Source organism: Chengkuizengella sp. SCS-71B (genome assembly GCF_040100845.1).
Taxonomy (GTDB): Bacteria; Bacillota; Bacilli; order Paenibacillales; family KCTC-33759; genus Chengkuizengella.
In genome coordinates this window covers 2,844,271-2,860,052 of the sequence record NZ_JAZHSH010000001.1, presented here as the reverse complement: position 1 = coordinate 2,860,052, position 15,782 = coordinate 2,844,271, and the positions used below count along the sequence as shown (strand labels likewise).

At 33.3% G+C, this 15,782-nt stretch carries 14 protein-coding genes; 12 read left to right on the top strand and 2 right to left on the bottom strand.

Annotation, left to right across the window (positions count from 1 at the left end):
* The first annotated feature begins 1 nt into the window (after position 1).
* From VQL36_RS13995 to VQL36_RS13980, 4 genes are all read left to right on the top strand, one after another.
* Positions 2-358, top strand: a complete 357-nt coding sequence (locus tag VQL36_RS13995) for an MmcQ/YjbR family DNA-binding protein (protein WP_349249916.1) — start codon at positions 2-4, stop codon at positions 356-358.
* Between the two features lie 95 nt (positions 359-453).
* Positions 454-594, top strand: a complete 141-nt coding sequence (locus VQL36_RS13990; RefSeq protein ID WP_349249915.1) for a YfhD family protein — start codon at positions 454-456, stop codon at positions 592-594.
* Positions 595-606: 12 nt separating this feature from the next.
* On the top strand, positions 607-939 hold the full coding sequence (locus VQL36_RS13985) for a hypothetical protein (protein WP_349249914.1): 333 nt from the start codon (positions 607-609) through the stop codon (positions 937-939).
* Positions 936-1,307: a hypothetical protein gene (locus VQL36_RS13980; RefSeq protein ID WP_349249913.1), complete on the top strand. Its 372-nt coding sequence runs from the start codon at positions 936-938 to the stop codon at positions 1,305-1,307. Before VQL36_RS13985 ends, VQL36_RS13980 begins: the two co-directional genes overlap by 4 nt.
* 126 nt (positions 1,308-1,433) lie before the next feature.
* Here the strand turns inward: VQL36_RS13980 and VQL36_RS13975 are convergent, their stop codons facing one another.
* Complete coding sequence (locus VQL36_RS13975) at positions 1,434-2,348, bottom strand: hypothetical protein (protein ID WP_349249912.1); 915 nt, start codon at positions 2,346-2,348, stop codon at positions 1,434-1,436.
* 186 nt (positions 2,349-2,534) lie between these two features.
* Between VQL36_RS13975 and prmA the strand changes: the two genes are divergently transcribed.
* From prmA to VQL36_RS13945, 6 genes are all read left to right on the top strand, one after another.
* Complete coding sequence (prmA, locus tag VQL36_RS13970; RefSeq protein ID WP_349249911.1) at positions 2,535-3,485, top strand: 50S ribosomal protein L11 methyltransferase; 951 nt, start codon at positions 2,535-2,537, stop codon at positions 3,483-3,485.
* 9 nt (positions 3,486-3,494) lie between these two features.
* Positions 3,495-4,169 (top strand): site-2 protease family protein, encoded by a 675-nt coding sequence (locus tag VQL36_RS13965; protein WP_349249910.1) that lies wholly within the window; start codon positions 3,495-3,497, stop codon positions 4,167-4,169.
* 102 nt (positions 4,170-4,271) lie between these two features.
* Positions 4,272-5,030: a 16S rRNA (uracil(1498)-N(3))-methyltransferase gene (locus tag VQL36_RS13960; protein ID WP_349249909.1), complete on the top strand. Its 759-nt coding sequence runs from the start codon at positions 4,272-4,274 to the stop codon at positions 5,028-5,030.
* 2 nt (positions 5,031-5,032) lie between these two features.
* Complete coding sequence (gene mtaB, locus VQL36_RS13955; protein WP_349251183.1) at positions 5,033-6,379, top strand: tRNA (N(6)-L-threonylcarbamoyladenosine(37)-C(2))-methylthiotransferase MtaB; 1,347 nt, start codon at positions 5,033-5,035, stop codon at positions 6,377-6,379.
* 134 nt (positions 6,380-6,513) lie between these two features.
* A complete protein-coding gene (locus VQL36_RS13950) occupies positions 6,514-6,963 on the top strand; it encodes an NUDIX hydrolase (protein WP_349249908.1) in 450 nt (149 codons plus the stop codon).
* 76 nt (positions 6,964-7,039) lie between these two features.
* A complete protein-coding gene (locus VQL36_RS13945; RefSeq protein WP_349249907.1) occupies positions 7,040-7,174 on the top strand; it encodes a hypothetical protein in 135 nt (44 codons plus the stop codon).
* A 25-nt stretch (positions 7,175-7,199) separates the two neighbouring features.
* On the opposite strand, the gene VQL36_RS13940 is transcribed toward VQL36_RS13945, so the two are convergent.
* Positions 7,200-8,162 carry a Na/Pi symporter gene (locus tag VQL36_RS13940; RefSeq protein WP_349249906.1) on the bottom strand — a complete coding sequence of 321 codons (963 nt, stop codon included), beginning with the start codon at positions 8,160-8,162 and terminating at the stop codon, positions 7,200-7,202.
* Positions 8,163-8,369: 207 nt separating this feature from the next.
* Here VQL36_RS13940 and addB point away from each other — a divergent pair, with 207 nt between their 5' ends.
* Both addB and addA read left to right on the top strand, forming a co-directional pair.
* Positions 8,370-11,885 (top strand): helicase-exonuclease AddAB subunit AddB, encoded by a 3,516-nt coding sequence (gene addB / locus VQL36_RS13935; RefSeq protein WP_349251182.1) that lies wholly within the window; start codon positions 8,370-8,372, stop codon positions 11,883-11,885.
* The gene (gene addA / locus VQL36_RS13930; protein WP_349249905.1) at positions 11,882-15,712 is read left to right on the top strand and encodes a helicase-exonuclease AddAB subunit AddA; all 3,831 of its coding nucleotides are present in this window, start codon (positions 11,882-11,884) and stop codon (positions 15,710-15,712) included. The genes addB and addA overlap by 4 nt, the downstream gene beginning before the upstream one ends.
* Positions 15,713-15,782 lie beyond the last annotated feature (70 nt).

Below are 15,782 nucleotides of genomic sequence, written 5' to 3'. Positions count from 1 at the left end.
TATGAGATATGAAGATTTGAAGACATATTGTTTAAAGAAACAAGGTGCTGTGGAAGATTATCCATTTGGACCAGAAACTTTAGTGATCAAGTTAAGCAATAAAATGTTTGCATTGATTTCAGAAGGGCAAGAGCATCCATCCATCAGTCTTAAATGTGATCCATTTTTAGCAGAAATTTTACGTGAGAAATATAAATCAGTTGTAGGAGGTTATCATTTAAATAAGAGACACTGGAATACGGTTTATGCGGATGGAAGTATTCCAGATGAAGAGATATTAGAGATGGTGGATCAGTCATATCAGCTAGTATTTAATAGTTTAAAAAAAGCAGATAAACAAATGATATTGAATTCTTAGAAACTCGCCAATCGGTGAGTTTTTTTGTTGAATAAAATTATTGATTGTTGTAAAACATATATGGAGTTTGAGGAGAATCTGAAAGGAGGGTAATGATGAATCAAAAAAAGCCTAAAAAAAAGTTACCAATTGCCAGAAATGAAGATGTCGAGTTTTCACAATCATTAGCAGATGAAGATGATTTAAAAGCTCAAGAAAGAGCAAGGGAAGCTGATCAAAGACAAATTAATAAATAGGGAGTTTTTGTTATGAGTAATAAACATATAATTGCTTATTTTGACACTGAAGATCAGGCGGAAAACGTGGCAATCAAATTGCAAAAATTAAAAACAAAAGACATCTCTGTAGAAAGAATACCTGCTCAGAAGCAAGTAACAGATAATTTTCCAGCAATGCCTCAGAGTCTTGGGAATTATTTTCAAGGAGCATTAGGTTTTGTTTATCCGGCTGCATGGGGATTCACAGACATAGGAAACCAAAATCTTAACTCGAAAAATATTATGCTTAGTTTTGTTACAGCACAAGAATCAATCAATGATGCAATTGATTTTATTCATCAGGGTCGAGGTCAAATAAAATGACAAAAAAAAACATATTAGCGTATTTTAATTCTCCAGAACAAGCAGAAGGAGCTGCAGTGAAACTAAAATCGTTAAGAGCAAGCAACCTAAACATAAACCGTTTTAGTAAATATCAAGGGGAAGGGATAACTAAAATATCAAATCCAGTGAATGGGGATACTACGAGTATAGGAAAGTTATTCTTACATGCTGATTTTACTGAGCCAGATGCTGGTATATTAGCTGCGGCTGATGTAAGTGCAAGTGGAATGAGTGATGGAGGGCAAGGAGCTCCTACTGGTAAAGATATTTTATTAACTGTAAGCATAGATGAGGCCCAATATCAACATGCACTTCAAGTAATTGAAGCTTGTGGAGGAATGGTATAGAGGAGCTAACAAAGGGTGATATTAGTAATTGCATCTCTAACAGTTAAAAGCCCTACTAAACATAGCAGGGCTTTTATATATAATTAAAATTTTCGCCTATTAGGCTTAGTAATCACCAAGTTTTCTTTACTGTGTTAAACTCTGCTCTAATAACTTATCTAAAGATTTAGCTATTTCGTTAGTATATAAATAATTAGCTTCCTTTAGATTTTGTAAATGTTCTCTTATAATAAGAGTGGTACGTGAATCAGGATAAGACTCAATCCATTGTGTATAGCTATCAATGAGTTCTTGATTGAATTGTTTTGATTCGACATCATATGCTGGTGTGTTTGGAAGCCCTTGTAAATACGGAATTAAATAATTTAAATATATTCTTTCTATTATATTTGCTCTAACTGACTCTGGATAAGAGGATAAGAATTTTTCAGTATGAGCTAAACGGTCTGAGAGTTCCTCCCACGAAATAGTTAACATTAAATCTTTCTCATATAGTTGTGAAGATTCCTTTGCTTGAATCGTAATATATTCAGACATTTCTTCAGTCACATCTGTTTTATATATTTCCATTTGAGAATAGTCTATTTTAACTTTATAAGTTCCTTTTAATAATTCCATTTTATATCCATTTTCAACGATTTCAGCTAACTGTTCTTTGAGCGCTTCTTCCTGTATTTCATTTATTTCAAAATTGTTCTCTTTGGATAATTCCTCTAGTTTTAATTGCACCTCATCATCCTCAAGAACTTGACTAAAGTCTTTAATTTGTGCTGTTAATTGATCTTCTAGAGCTAATAACAAGTTCGTAATAACTTCCTTAGGAACGTCCTCTAATTGTTCATTTATGAACTCATATAATTGAGCAGGCTTTGCATTATGTTCAATAAGTTCTTGAAATTCCATTGTTATTTTGAAAGACTGTTCATCAGCCTGATTTTTTTCATCAGATTGATTTGTCTGATCTTCATTAGTACAACCTGTAATAATCATTAATATGATAACAATTAAAATAAAAAGCAAGTGTTTGTTATTCTTTAACATGGTGTTCCTCCTGATGTTTTCTATATCTTCCTTCCCGATGTAGGATTTTACCACGATTGCAAACTATTTTCAATACAATTCATTATTCCATTTAATACTCAAAAATATGAATGGAAACAGATTTTGTCTTAAGATAAAACTATGATAAAATAATAGGTCAGATAAAATAAGTACGGAGGGTTAATGATGAATTGGTACGAAATATGTATTTATACAACTGAAGAAGCTAGTGAGCAAATTTCAAATTTTTTTCATGATAACGGAGCTGGTGGAGTTTCAATAGAAGAATCAGGATCTTTGAATAAAGAAAGAGATACTTCTTTAGGTCAATGGTATGAAAAACCATTAAATGATTTTCCAGAAGGAGATGCAGAAATTAAAGCCTATTTTCCAGAAGAAATTGATATGGATGAGCTTATAAAAAGCTTAGAACGTTTCGTCAAAAATTTAATAGATTTAAATATTAACGTTGGAAAAGCGGAAGTGAAGTCACAAATAGTAAACGAAGAAGATTGGGCTAATGCTTGGAAACAATATTTTAAACCTGTTCGTATTACAGAAAAGATTACAATTAAACCCACCTGGGAAAATTATGAAGCAGGTGAAAATGAGTGTGTGGTTGAGCTTGATCCAGGAATGGCTTTTGGTACAGGGACGCATGCGACTACTTCTTTATGTTTGAAAGCATTGGAAAAAGCACAAGTGGAAGGAAAAAATGTAATAGATGTGGGGACAGGCTCTGGGATATTATCCATAGCAGCTATGAAATTGGGAGCAAATCAAGTGTTAGCTTTGGACTTAGATCCAGTTGCAGTCTCAAGTGCAAAGGAAAATGTACGTATTAATCAATTAGAACAAAAAATTACTGTTCAACAAAGTGATCTGTTGCAAGTGCTTCAAACTCAACATAACTCTGATCAACCACAGATTGTTGTAGCTAATATTTTAGCAGAAATCATATTGACTTTTATTGATGATGTATACAATGTTTTGGAGCATAACGGTTTATACATTGCCTCAGGAATTATTAAACAGAAAGAAGACGATGTTATACAGGCATTAGAAAAATCTAATTTTAGTATTATTGAGAAACTTGAGCAGGAAGATTGGGTTGCCATCATTGCAAAAAAAAGATAGGAGATTGTTATGGAGTTATTAGATCGTTTGATTTATTTTGATTTAATCGAACTGCCTTTTGTTTTATTAGCATTTTTAATGGCTATTACCATACACGGATTTTCACAAGCATACGTGTCGAATAAGTTTAATGACTTAACAGCTAAAAAACAGGGACGAATTTCCCTTAATCCACAAACCCACCTTGACCCTATCGGGATGGTATTATTACTTATAGCAGGATTTGGTTGGGGTAAACCTGTTCCAGTAAATCGACATCTTTTCAAAAAACCCAAATTCATGGGGATAATCACATCTCTAGTTGGACCATTCAGTAATTTTTGCTTAGTTTTGATTGGTTTTTTATTTTGGTATTTATTATTTACGGATGTGATTCATGGATGGTTTTCACCTGATGTTTTTAATGCCATAAATACTTTTATAGAATGGTTTATAAAAATGAACATATTGTTATTTGTATTTAATTTAATCCCTCTACCACCGTTGGATGGTTATAGGATATTAGAGGACATAGCGCCAAATCATGTCCGTGCAAAAATGACGAAATTTGAACCCTATTCTATTTATATTTTTTTACTTTTAGTGTTTATACCACCACTTAGAATGGTGACAATTCAACCGATTTTGGACTTGCAATTTGTAATATTTCAACTATTAGATAAGTTTTTCTCTGTCATTTTTTAAATCTAATTTCTTTATGGTAAAACTAAACAAATGTGGCGTAATCAGCTTTGTTTGTAGTAAGATATATTTTGGGTATTTTATATAGAAGAGGTTGTTGTTAACATGCAGCGTTATTTTATTTCAAAAAATCAATTTGTTGAAAATAAAGTTCACATTGAAGATGAAGATGCGTTTCATCTCATCAAAGTCATGCGAGCAAAAATAGAAGACCAATTTATCGTTAGTGATGGAGAAACACGTGATGTTTTGGTTGAAATAGAAGAGATTACAAAAAGTAAAGTCATAGCTTCGATCATAAAAGACTTGGATCGGATCAACGAACCCAATATAAATGTTTGGATTGCTCAAAGTTTACCTAAAGGTGATAAAATGGATGCAATCATCCAAAAGAGCACTGAGATTGGTGCAATACAATTTATTCCATTTATTTCAGAACGAACAATTGTACAATATGATGAGAAAAAAAAGAACAAAAGGATGGAACGTTGGAATAAGATTGCAAAGGAAGCGGCTGAACAGGCTCATAGAAATCGAGTTCCACAGATTAAAGGAATTAGTACTTGGCCGGAACTTCTAAAAGTTATTTCTGACGCTGATACCAGTTTTGTCTTTTATGAAAACGAAGATCATATCTATTTAAAGGATATTATAAGCCGGAAGAAAACAGATCATGAATCAATTCCAACTTTTTTGATGATTATAGGACCTGAGGGCGGATTTACTGAAAAAGAAATATTAGAGCTAGAGGAAGCAGGCTGTCAATCTGTTAGTTTAGGAAAAAGAATTTTAAGAACTGAAACAGCCGCTATGGTAGGGCTGACATGTTTGTTATATGAATACGGTGAGATGGGAGGAGTATAATGATGAAAAAAGTTGCGTTTCATACATTAGGTTGCAAAGTGAATTTCTATGATACTGAAGCGATTTGGCAGCTTTTTAAAAATGAAGGATATGAACAAGTAGACTTTGATGATACAAATGAACCAGCGGATGTGTATGTTATTAATACATGTTCTGTAACAAATACAGGTGATAAGAAAAGTAGACAAATGATTCGAAGAGCTATTCGAAGAAATCCAGAGGCAATCATTGCCGTTACAGGTTGTTATGCTCAAACAGCATCAAAAGAAATTTTAGATATTGATGGTGTTGACCTTGTCATAGGTACACAAGATAGAGAGAAAATAATGGATTATGTTAAACAAATCCAAAAGGAAAGACAACCGATTAATGCTGTCAGAAATATTATGAAAACTCGTAACTTTGAAGAATTAGATGTACCTGATTTTTCTGAGCGTACCAGAGCATTTTTGAAAATACAAGAGGGCTGTAACAATTTTTGTACTTTTTGTATTATTCCTTGGACACGTGGATTGAGTCGAAGTCGAGCTCCAGAGGATGTAGTTAAACAAGCAAGAAAGTTAGTAGACTCTGGTTATCAAGAAATTGTATTAACAGGAATTCATACAGGTGGTTATGGGGATGACCTAGACAATTATAAATTAGCTGATTTATTATGGGATTTGGATAAAATAGAAGGTTTAAAACGTATTAGAATAAGTTCAATTGAAGCAAGTCAGATTACAGATGAAGTGATTGAAGTATTAAAAACATCAGATAAAATGTGTCGTCATTTACACATCCCATTACAAGCAGGGGATAATGAAGTTCTTAAAGCGATGCGTAGAAAATATACAATCGAAGAGTTTGGAGAAAAGATTGATAAAATCCATGAAATTATGCCAGACGTTGCAATTACGACAGATATCATTGTAGGGTTCCCAGGGGAAGATGAGGAAAAGTTTGAGAACAGCTATAAGTTTATAGAAAAATGTAAATTTTCCGAGCTGCATGTATTCCCTTATTCTAAACGTACAGGTACTCCAGCGGCGAAGATGGATCAGCAAGTGGATCTGGAAGAGAAAAATCGTCGTGTTCATGAATTGATTGATCTTTCAGAAAAAATGCAATTAGAATATGCAAAGAAATTCGAGAATCAAGTGATTGAAGTAATTCCAGAGACAGCAAAAAATAATGAAGATAGTCAAGTCATTACTGGACATTCAGATAACTATTTACAGGTTATCATGGAAGGTACTGATGATTTAATTGGAAAAGTGTGTAAAGTGAAAATTGCCGAAGCTGGAGTGAATGAGTGTAAAGGAAAGATCGTAAGAGTTTTAGAGCCTTCCAATGTGAATGCTGTATAAATGAGTAAATAATTTTTGAATAACGGGATTAAAATTTATAGACCCCACAAAGTATCACGATTAAATTTATAAAGTGAGTGATTAACTTTTGTGGGGTTTAGTCAAAGTAATTTAATATTGAGGTGTGGTGAAAGATGAATATGAAGAGAGAAGTTTCAGCCGGTGGTGTGGTCTACAAATATGAGAATGATAAATTACTCATACAAATGATACAGGATCGTTTTGGAATAACGACTTTAGCTAAAGGTAAGATGGAGCCAGGAGAAACGATAGAACAAACTGCTCTAAGAGAGATTGAAGAAGAAACAGGGATGAAGGGTACAATCAAGGAAGCAATTCCTTTGAAGGTTGTAAATTATCAATACGATTCACCTCAATTAGGTGTTATAGATAAGGAAGTTCACTATTTTTTAGTTGAAGCCAAAGAGGGAGTTTTACAAGCTCAGGAAGAAGAAATATCATGTGTAGATTGGCTGACTCCAAAAGAAGCTTGGCGCAAACAAATACATAATGGGTATGATAACAATAACGATGTGTTACAAAAAGCATTATTAAAGCTAGGATATGAGGTGAAGGTTGATTAGTATACCTTTGGAAATATCTAGTTGTTTACTATGGTGATAACCTAAAATTACTAGAAAACAACTAAGGGGGCACAATATGTATAAAATATTCTTTTATCTAGTCCTATTACTAGCTTTACCTTTTGTGTTAGCAGCAGGTGCTCTTCCTATTATAATTGGGTTATTTTTTGTTTTAGGAGCCATATTAATAGTTAAAATTATATTGAAATAGTAGTAATATCAACTGGAATTTGAAATTAACTTTCAAGCCTTTTAATGAAAGACAAATAACATAACGGAAGAGCAATGATAGAAGAGACCACGTTATATATAGTCTGAGCATGGGCTATTTGTTCCGAGGGGTTCGAGGAGATAGAAGCCGAAATATTCGCAAGTACTGACAGCAGTGGGAAGAATAAAATAGCACCGCCCACATTTAAAATAACATGTGACCATGCAACAAATTGCCCAGATTTACTACCTCCAATACTCGCAATCATTGATGTTACACATGTTCCAATATTTGCTCCAATGATAATGGCAATGCCTAACTCAAGTGAAAAAGCATCTAATGTAATTAAACTCATTGTTATGGCAACCATTGCTGCACTGCTTTGAATGATCGCGGTTATACAAGTACCAGCAATAATACCCCATAATAAACTTTGCTGAGATTGTTCCAAAAACCAAGTGAACATCCCTCTCGACTGTAAAGCAGGGACCACGGCCTGCATGACTTCAACCCCCAATAAGACACAGGAGAATCCCATGATTGCTAAAGATAAATACCTTAAAATCAATACGATACGAATGAAAAGAGTTTGTTCTTGTTGTTCTTGAAAATACCAGCTGAGCATCCAAATGATAAAACAAACAATTAGCATTGGGAGTGCAAGATAGTTAATATTTAATCCAATTAATTCCGTTGTAATACAAGTGCCTATATTTGTACCTAATATAATTCCTAATGTTCTTGGGAAGGTCATTATTTTCGCATTTACCATTCCAATTGTAATGACAGTTATCGCACTGCTGCTTTGTAAAAATGCTGTTAAAGCAGTCCCAGTTACCATTCCTCGTAATGGTGTTTTCGTAAATCGTTCTAATGTATTTTTAAGATGAGAACCTGCCCACTTCTGCAAAGCTAACTCCATTATTTTCATCCCAAATAAAAATAAACATAATCCAGTAAATAAAGGAAGTAATATATCATTTATCATTCTATGAAAATCCTCTCCAAAAAGATATACTTATAGAAGAACTTTTAATATGTGAATTTTATATTTTGGTGTAACTATATATATGAAAATGAATAGACAAGCATGACAGCAACAATAAAACAAATGAGAATTATTATGGAATTATAAATGAAATATAGGTGATTGTATTTCATTTTGTTTTGAACTAGGGGGTTATTTGGTTTGTCAGTGCAATTTGTATTAGGAAGAGCAGGGACTGGGAAAAGCCAGTTTTGTGTAGATGAAATTTGTGAGGAGTTAAGAAAGAATCCAATTGGAGATCCTCTTATTATGTTAGTCCCTGAGCAGGTGAGTTTTCAAATGGAGCATAAGATTGTCACGTCACCAGATCTAACTGGGATGATGCGTGCTCAGGTACTGAGCTTTCGAAGACTAGCATATCAAATTATGCAGGAGACGGGAGGTACTATACTCTCTCCTATTGATGATACTGGTAAAAAACTGCTTTTATATAAAATCTTAAAAGAACAAAATAGCAAGCTGAAATGTTTCCATCAATCTGCAAGACAGATTGGTTTTTTAGATGAGATAAATGATTTATTTAATGAATTTAAAAGATATTGTTTAAAATCTCGAGATATAAAAAATTATTTACAAAAATTTGAGGATCAGTTCAGAAGTGAAGACCCTACTTTTAAGAATAAATTACATGATATTTATTTGTTATATGAACAATATGAATACTTCTTTCAATCGCAATATATCGATGCAGAGGACTATCTTGATTTAATGGCTAATCAAATTAAAGATTCCCAATACATACAAAAAGCAGAAATATGGGTGGATGGATTTCATGGTTTCACGCCATTAGAATATAAGATCTTAGGACAGCTTCTTCAATTTGCAAAAAAAGTGAAGATAACACTTACAATAGATCAAGCTTACCATGCACAGGATGAAACAAAAGAGTTAGATTTATTTCATCCTACAGCTAAGACAATGATTCATCTTCAGAAATTGATTGAGGAATTAAAGCTTCAACAAGAAGAAACAATCATTTTAAATCAAACAAAACGTTTTATTCATAATGCACCTATTGAACATTTAGAACAGCATATTGAAACAGGTTTAAAGTGGACAGGTAAAAAGGTTAATGAACATATAGAAATATATGCTGCAGTTCATCGTAGAGCGGAAGTTGAAGGTGTAGCTCGTCAAATGGTTCGCTTGGTTCGTGAGCAAAATTATCGCTGGAGAGATTTTGCAGTATTAATAAGGAATATGCAGGATTATCAAGATCTCTTCTCTACTATTTTTTCAGATTATGAGATTCCATATTTTGTTGATGAAAAACGTGAAGTTATGAATCATCCATTAGTTGAATTCATTCGGTCAGCTTTAGAAGTTGTGAATTACTATTGGAGATATGAAGCCGTTTTTCGTTGTATAAAAACAGGATTTTTCCAACAGATAGAATTGGAAAATGAAGAGTCTCAATTTATTACATTTGATGAATTAGAGAATTACGTTTTAGCTTTTGGAATTCAAGGTTCAAAGTGGACAGATAACATGCCTTGGAAATATAAAATAAAATCTTTAGAAGATGCGGAACAGTTCACAAATAAAAAAGAAGAAACACAGTTTTTTAAACGTTTAAATATGACAAAAGACCTTGTAGTACAACCTATCCTCAAGTTCCAAAATCAAATGAGTAAGGCTGGAAAAGTACGTGAAAAAGTATCAATACTTTTTGAATTGTTGGAATCTATGCATATTTATGAAAGATTGGAGCAATGGGGTTTAGAAAGTATGGAGCAGGGTGAGACTGAACAATCCAAAGTCCATAATCAAATATGGGGTAGTGTAATGGATGTGTTTGATCAGCTAGTAGAAGTGATCGGTGAAGAAGAAATAACAAACGAATTACTTGCAGAGTTAATCAATACTGGATTAGAAGGGATAAAGATGGGACTTGTTCCGCCCTCTTTAGATCAAGTATTAATCGGAAGCATGGAGCGCACACGCTCAAGTGATATTAAATATTGTTTTCTAGTCGGAGTGAATGATGGAGTTTTGCCTGCTACAATGAAAGAAGACGGGGTGTTAACTGAACATGAACGTGAATTTTTACTTGAATCTGGCATTGAACTAGCCCCCAATAGTAAACAGAGATTAATGGAAGAGCAATTTTTAATTTATACAACTTTAACAACAAGCAATGATAAGTTATGGATCAGCTATCCTATGTCTGATGAAGAAGGGAACACACTTCTATCCTCTGAGGTCGTATTTAAAATCAAAAAAATGTTCCCTCATCTTGAAACAAAGCTACTCTCTGCTGATCCAACAGCTTTAACAAAGTTGGATGAGATTATCTCATTTTTTGAGCATCCAGAGCGGGTTTTATCCTACTTGATGATACAATTACAGCAATGGAAAAATGGAGCTCCGTTATCAGATATATGGTTGCAAGTTTTCCATTGGTTTCATGCAAAAGAAAAGTGGAAAGATAAATTAGAACGTTTATGTTACGGTGTTTTTTTTACCAATGAAGAACAATTTTTATCTGTGGATACAGGTTTAAAAATATATGGGGATAAATTATATACTAGCGTTTCTCGAATGGAGAAGTTTATTTCATGTCCGTATGCACATTTTGTTTCTTATGGACTACGATTAAAAGAAAGAAAAATTTATCGTTTAGAAGCACCGGATATTGGACAGCTATTTCATGCAGCGTTAAAGATGATATCTGAACAATTATTAGAGAGTAAGGTGAAATGGTCTGATTTATCCAAAGAGGACTGTATTCAACGTGCAGAACAATCAGTGAAGTTATTATCTCCTAAATTGCAGAGTGAAATCTTATTCAGCTCTAAAAGGTATTTATACATTACAAAAAAATTAACAAACATTATCAGCCGAGCAACATTAATATTAAGTGAACAAGCCAAAAGGTCAGATTTTGAACCGATTGGTTTTGAAATTGATTTTGGTCTAAACGGTACATTACCCCCTTTAAAGCTGGATTTAGCTCAAGGATATGAAATGGAAATGAAGGGGAGAATTGATCGTGTAGATCGTGCCTATAATGATCAGGGAGTTTTACTAAGAGTCATTGATTACAAATCCAGTGAAAAATCTTTAAATTTGTCAGAAGTTTTTTATGGCCTGTCCTTGCAGATGCTTACGTATTTAGATGTAATTATTACTCATTCTGAAAAATGGTTAGGGGAGCAAGCAAAACCAGCGGGTGTATTATATTTTCATGTGCAAAATCCAATGTTGAAATTATCTAATGACCTTTCTCCTGAACAAGCAGAAGAGCAGTTGTTTAAACGTTTTAAAATGAAGGGTCTTTTGCTGGCTGATGAAGATATGGTGAAAAAGATGGATTTACAATTAAATAATGGTCATTCAAACATGATTCCAGTAGCCGTTAAGTCTAAAGGTGGGTTTTATAAAACATCTTCAGTAGTAGAAGAAGAGCAATGGAAGCAATTAAGAGGGTATACAAGACAAATGATAGTGAATATCGGATCAGAGATTATGGATGGAAATGTTGATATCAAACCGTATCGAATGGGTAAGAAAATTGCCTGTACGTATTGCGAGTATAAATCTATTTGCCAGTTTAATACTTTATATGAAAACAATGATTATCGTGAATTACAAATGAAATCCAATGAAGAGGTTCTAACAACAATAGAGCAAGAGAGTAAGGAAAGAGGTGAATTCATGTGATCTCAGTACCTAAACCAAAAGGTAGCTATTGGACAGATGATCAATGGTTAGCTATTTCAACTAGAGGAGATAATGTCCTCATTTCAGCAGCTGCAGGGTCAGGAAAAACTGCTGTTCTTGTAGAACGAATCATACGATTAATTTCTTCAGAAGAGGATGGAATTGATGTCGATCGTTTGCTAGTTGCAACATTTACGAAAGCTGCTGCTTCAGAAATGAGACATAGAATTAGAGAAGCTTTGGAAAAAGAGTTATCCAAAAAACCACAGTCAAGTCATCTGAAAAAGCAGCTTACGTTAATTCATAAAGCAAATATTACAACCTTGCATTCTTTCTGTCTAGAAGTAATTCAGCAAAATTTTCATTCTATTCAAATGGACCCTAAATTCAGAATAGGCAACGACACAGAAACGGAATTAATTAGACAGGAAGTTTTAGAAGATTTATTTGAACGACATTATGAGTGCAGTCCTCCGGATAGTGATTTTTGGAAGCTTGTAGAAGCTTATACTGGAGAAAGAAACGATGACTTGTTATTTCAGTTGGTGCTGCGTTTATATCATTACTCGCGAAGCCACCCATGGCCAGATAAATGGTTGCAACAAATGGCAGATACATTTCATGCTGTAAGTCAACATGAAGAAGATAACTACGTAGAACACGGTCAGTTGTGGCTGCAAAGTTTAATAGAAAGTGTGCAGATTGAATTAAATGGCATTATAGGGTTATTAAAAGAAGCGTTAAAATTAGCAAATGGACCGAACGGACCTTTCGTTTATGTGGATAACATATTGGAAGATATTCAATTAGTTGAGCAACTACTATCTGCTGCCAATGGAAAAGATTGGAAACGATTATATGTTTGTTTTCAAAATATTCAATTTCCCAAACTTAAATCAACTAGGAATCAAGAAATAGATTCACAATTACTTGATCAAGTGAAGGAATTAAGAAACGAAGCAAAGAAGCTAATTAGTGGGATACGTGATGAATTATTTCAAAGGTCACCAGAAACTTTTTATCAAGAGTTGGAAGAAGTAGCCCCACTAATGCAAATACTTGTAAAACTAATTCTAGATTTCTCTGATCAATATCAACTTGCCAAAGCAGATAAGGGTTTAGTAGATTACGGGGACCTAGAGCATTATTGTTTACAAATTTTATGTAATGTAGAAAGTGATTATGATAATATACAGCCTTCTCAGATTGCATTGAATTATCAAAAAAATTTTGAAGAGGTATTGATAGATGAATATCAAGATACAAATATGGTTCAAGAAGCCATTTTATCTTTGATTTCTAAAGATAAACCAGGTAATCGATTTATGGTAGGGGATGTTAAACAAAGTATTTATCGCTTTCGGTTAGCAGAACCAGGATTGTTTTTGGATAAGTATAAAAGATATGAGAGTGTGAATACAAAAGTTCAATATCAAGATGGAGTAAAAATTGACCTTTCAAAAAACTTTAGAAGTCGTAAAGAAATCATTAATGGAGTCAATTATATTTTTAAACAATTGATGAATGAATCTATTGGAGAGATGGCGTATGATGAGAAAGCTGCTTTAATTTATGGTGATGGTTTTTCAGAAATGAACCAGCTAGGAGAGGCTAACTCATCGATTCACATTCAGCTCATTGATAGATCATCGGAAGTAAATCAACAACAGAATAGTGAATCTGAAGAAAATTTAAAAGATTGGATAGAATCGCAGGATGTTGAAACGGCTCAATTAGAAGCATTGAATATTATAAAACAAATTAAAAAGTTAGTAGGTCAAAATGGAGAGCCTTTTTATGTAACAGATAAACATGGAAATGCAAGTCCAGCAACATATAAGGATATCGTTATTTTACTTAGATCAACTCAACAATGGTCTTCAATTTTCATTGATGAATTTAAAAAGTCAGGTATTCCTTGTTATGCAGATTTAGATTCAGGTTATTTTGATGCTGGGGAAGTAGAAGTGATGTTGTCTGTCTTAAAAGTTATAGATAATCCTTATCAGGATATTGCCCTAGCAGCGGTTTTACGCTCCCCAATTGTTCAACTTTCTGCTAATGACATGGCATTAATCCGTCTTGCTGATTCGAAACACTCCTATTTTGAAGCATTGCAAGCTTTTGTAAATCAAAAGTCAAACGACGAGCATGAACTAAAGAATAAACTGGATCAATTCTTGATTCAATTGGAGAGTTGGCGTAAAAAAGCTAGACAAGGAGCCCTATCCGATTTAATTTGGCACATTTATCGTGAGACTCTGTTTTACGATATGGTAGGGGGAATGCCAGGGGGGATACAAAAACAAGCGAATCTTCGTTTATTATATGATCGTGCTAAGCAGTATGAAAAAACTTCTTTTAGAGGTTTGTTTCGCTTTTTAACCTTTATTAATCAAATGCGAGATAAAGGTGGAGACTTAGGAGCTGCAAGAGCAGTAGGGGAACAAGAAAATGTGGTTCGTTTAATGTCTATTCATAAAAGCAAAGGGTTGGAATTTCCAGTTGTTTTTGTTGCTGGAATAAATAAAATGTTTAATTTTCAAGATTTGAATAATCCATTTTTAATGCATAAACAGCTGGGTTTTGGTCCTAAATATGTGGATATTCCCAATAGAATATCCTATCCTACCTTACCTAGCCTAGCTATTAAACGTCGACTGCAATTAGAAATGTTAGCTGAAGAAATGCGTATACTTTATGTTGCTTTAACACGTGCAAAAGAAAAACTATTTTTAATTGGCACAATTAAAGATTTTAAGAAGAAGTTGTTGAAATGGAGTCCAATGATTGAAAATACTTCTTCACAGCTTCCTGATTATGTATTAGTCAAGGCTCGCAGCTATTTTGATTGGTTAGGTCCTGCATTAATTCGCCATGATCATATGAAACCAATGAGGGATTTATTAGACCACCAATTGATGCCTAGATTCAAAGAAAATAGTTGCGATTCGAAATGGGTATTTGAGATTTTGCCTGCTCATGAATTAGTAGATAAAGAAATAGATGAATTATTACCAGAAACTAAGATAGAGTCACTTACTAATTTACAGAACCTTGAACAGAAAACAGATTCAATCGTATTCGATTTATTATCTCATAAATTTACTTGGATAGATCAGAATAGATTGTCTCAAACTTTGTTATCTAAAACATCAGTTTCAGAAATGAAAAGGATTGCTGAATTAAAGACAGAGATGTTTGCTAAAAGTGATGAAGAGACGATTAAAACTTCTTTATTAACATCGATTCCTCAAAAAAATAATTTAAAAAGAAGACCTAGGTTTATGGAACAAAAACAAGTGAATGCTGCAGAGAGAGGAACTGTGTACCATTCCATCATGCAGCACATTCCATTACAAAAAGTTATTTCTTTAGAGGTGATACAACAAACTTTAAATCATCTGCAAATGAAAAATATGATTTCTGTAGAACAAAGTGAAGAGGTTGATATTTCTGTTATTCATGCTTTTTTTCAAAGTGACTTAGGAACAAGGTTGAATTTGTCTAAAAGGTTCTACCGAGAAGTACCCTTTAGTTATGGATTACCTGCTAAAGATGTATATGGTAGTCTTGATACTGAAGCTTCTAGTGAGATTGTATTGATACAAGGAATTATAGATTGTTTATTTTTAGAAAATGACCACTTTATTCTCATTGATTATAAAACAGATGCGGTTTATGGAAATAAAATAAATGAAATAAAAGAAAGATATAAAATGCAAATAGAAATGTATACAAAAGCAGTTGAACACATATGGAAAATTCCTGTTTCAGAACAATACTTGTATCTTTTTGATGGTGCCCATACTGTAAAAATAAACTAGGTAAACACCCATTTTTATTCTTTTAGTAGCCTTTTGCCTACGGGTGAATATCATGGTTGGTGTAGGAGGT

Coding starts and splice junctions, on each gene's coding strand:
- VQL36_RS13965 (WP_349249910.1), top strand. CDS start 3,495: ATGGAGTTATTAGATCGTTTGATTTATTTTGATTTAATCGAACTGCCT.
- VQL36_RS13940 (WP_349249906.1), bottom strand. CDS start 8,162: ATGATAAATGATATATTACTTCCTTTATTTACTGGATTATGTTTATTT.
- VQL36_RS13985 (WP_349249914.1), top strand. CDS start 607: ATGAGTAATAAACATATAATTGCTTATTTTGACACTGAAGATCAGGCG.
- VQL36_RS13995 (WP_349249916.1), top strand. CDS start 2: ATGAGATATGAAGATTTGAAGACATATTGTTTAAAGAAACAAGGTGCT.
- VQL36_RS13960 (WP_349249909.1), top strand. CDS start 4,272: ATGCAGCGTTATTTTATTTCAAAAAATCAATTTGTTGAAAATAAAGTT.
- VQL36_RS13945 (WP_349249907.1), top strand. CDS start 7,040: ATGTATAAAATATTCTTTTATCTAGTCCTATTACTAGCTTTACCTTTT.
- VQL36_RS13950 (WP_349249908.1), top strand. CDS start 6,514: ATGAATATGAAGAGAGAAGTTTCAGCCGGTGGTGTGGTCTACAAATAT.
- mtaB (WP_349251183.1), top strand. CDS start 5,033: ATGAAAAAAGTTGCGTTTCATACATTAGGTTGCAAAGTGAATTTCTAT.
- VQL36_RS13980 (WP_349249913.1), top strand. CDS start 936: ATGACAAAAAAAAACATATTAGCGTATTTTAATTCTCCAGAACAAGCA.
- prmA (WP_349249911.1), top strand. CDS start 2,535: ATGAATTGGTACGAAATATGTATTTATACAACTGAAGAAGCTAGTGAG.
- VQL36_RS13975 (WP_349249912.1), bottom strand. CDS start 2,348: ATGTTAAAGAATAACAAACACTTGCTTTTTATTTTAATTGTTATCATA.
- VQL36_RS13990 (WP_349249915.1), top strand. CDS start 454: ATGAATCAAAAAAAGCCTAAAAAAAAGTTACCAATTGCCAGAAATGAA.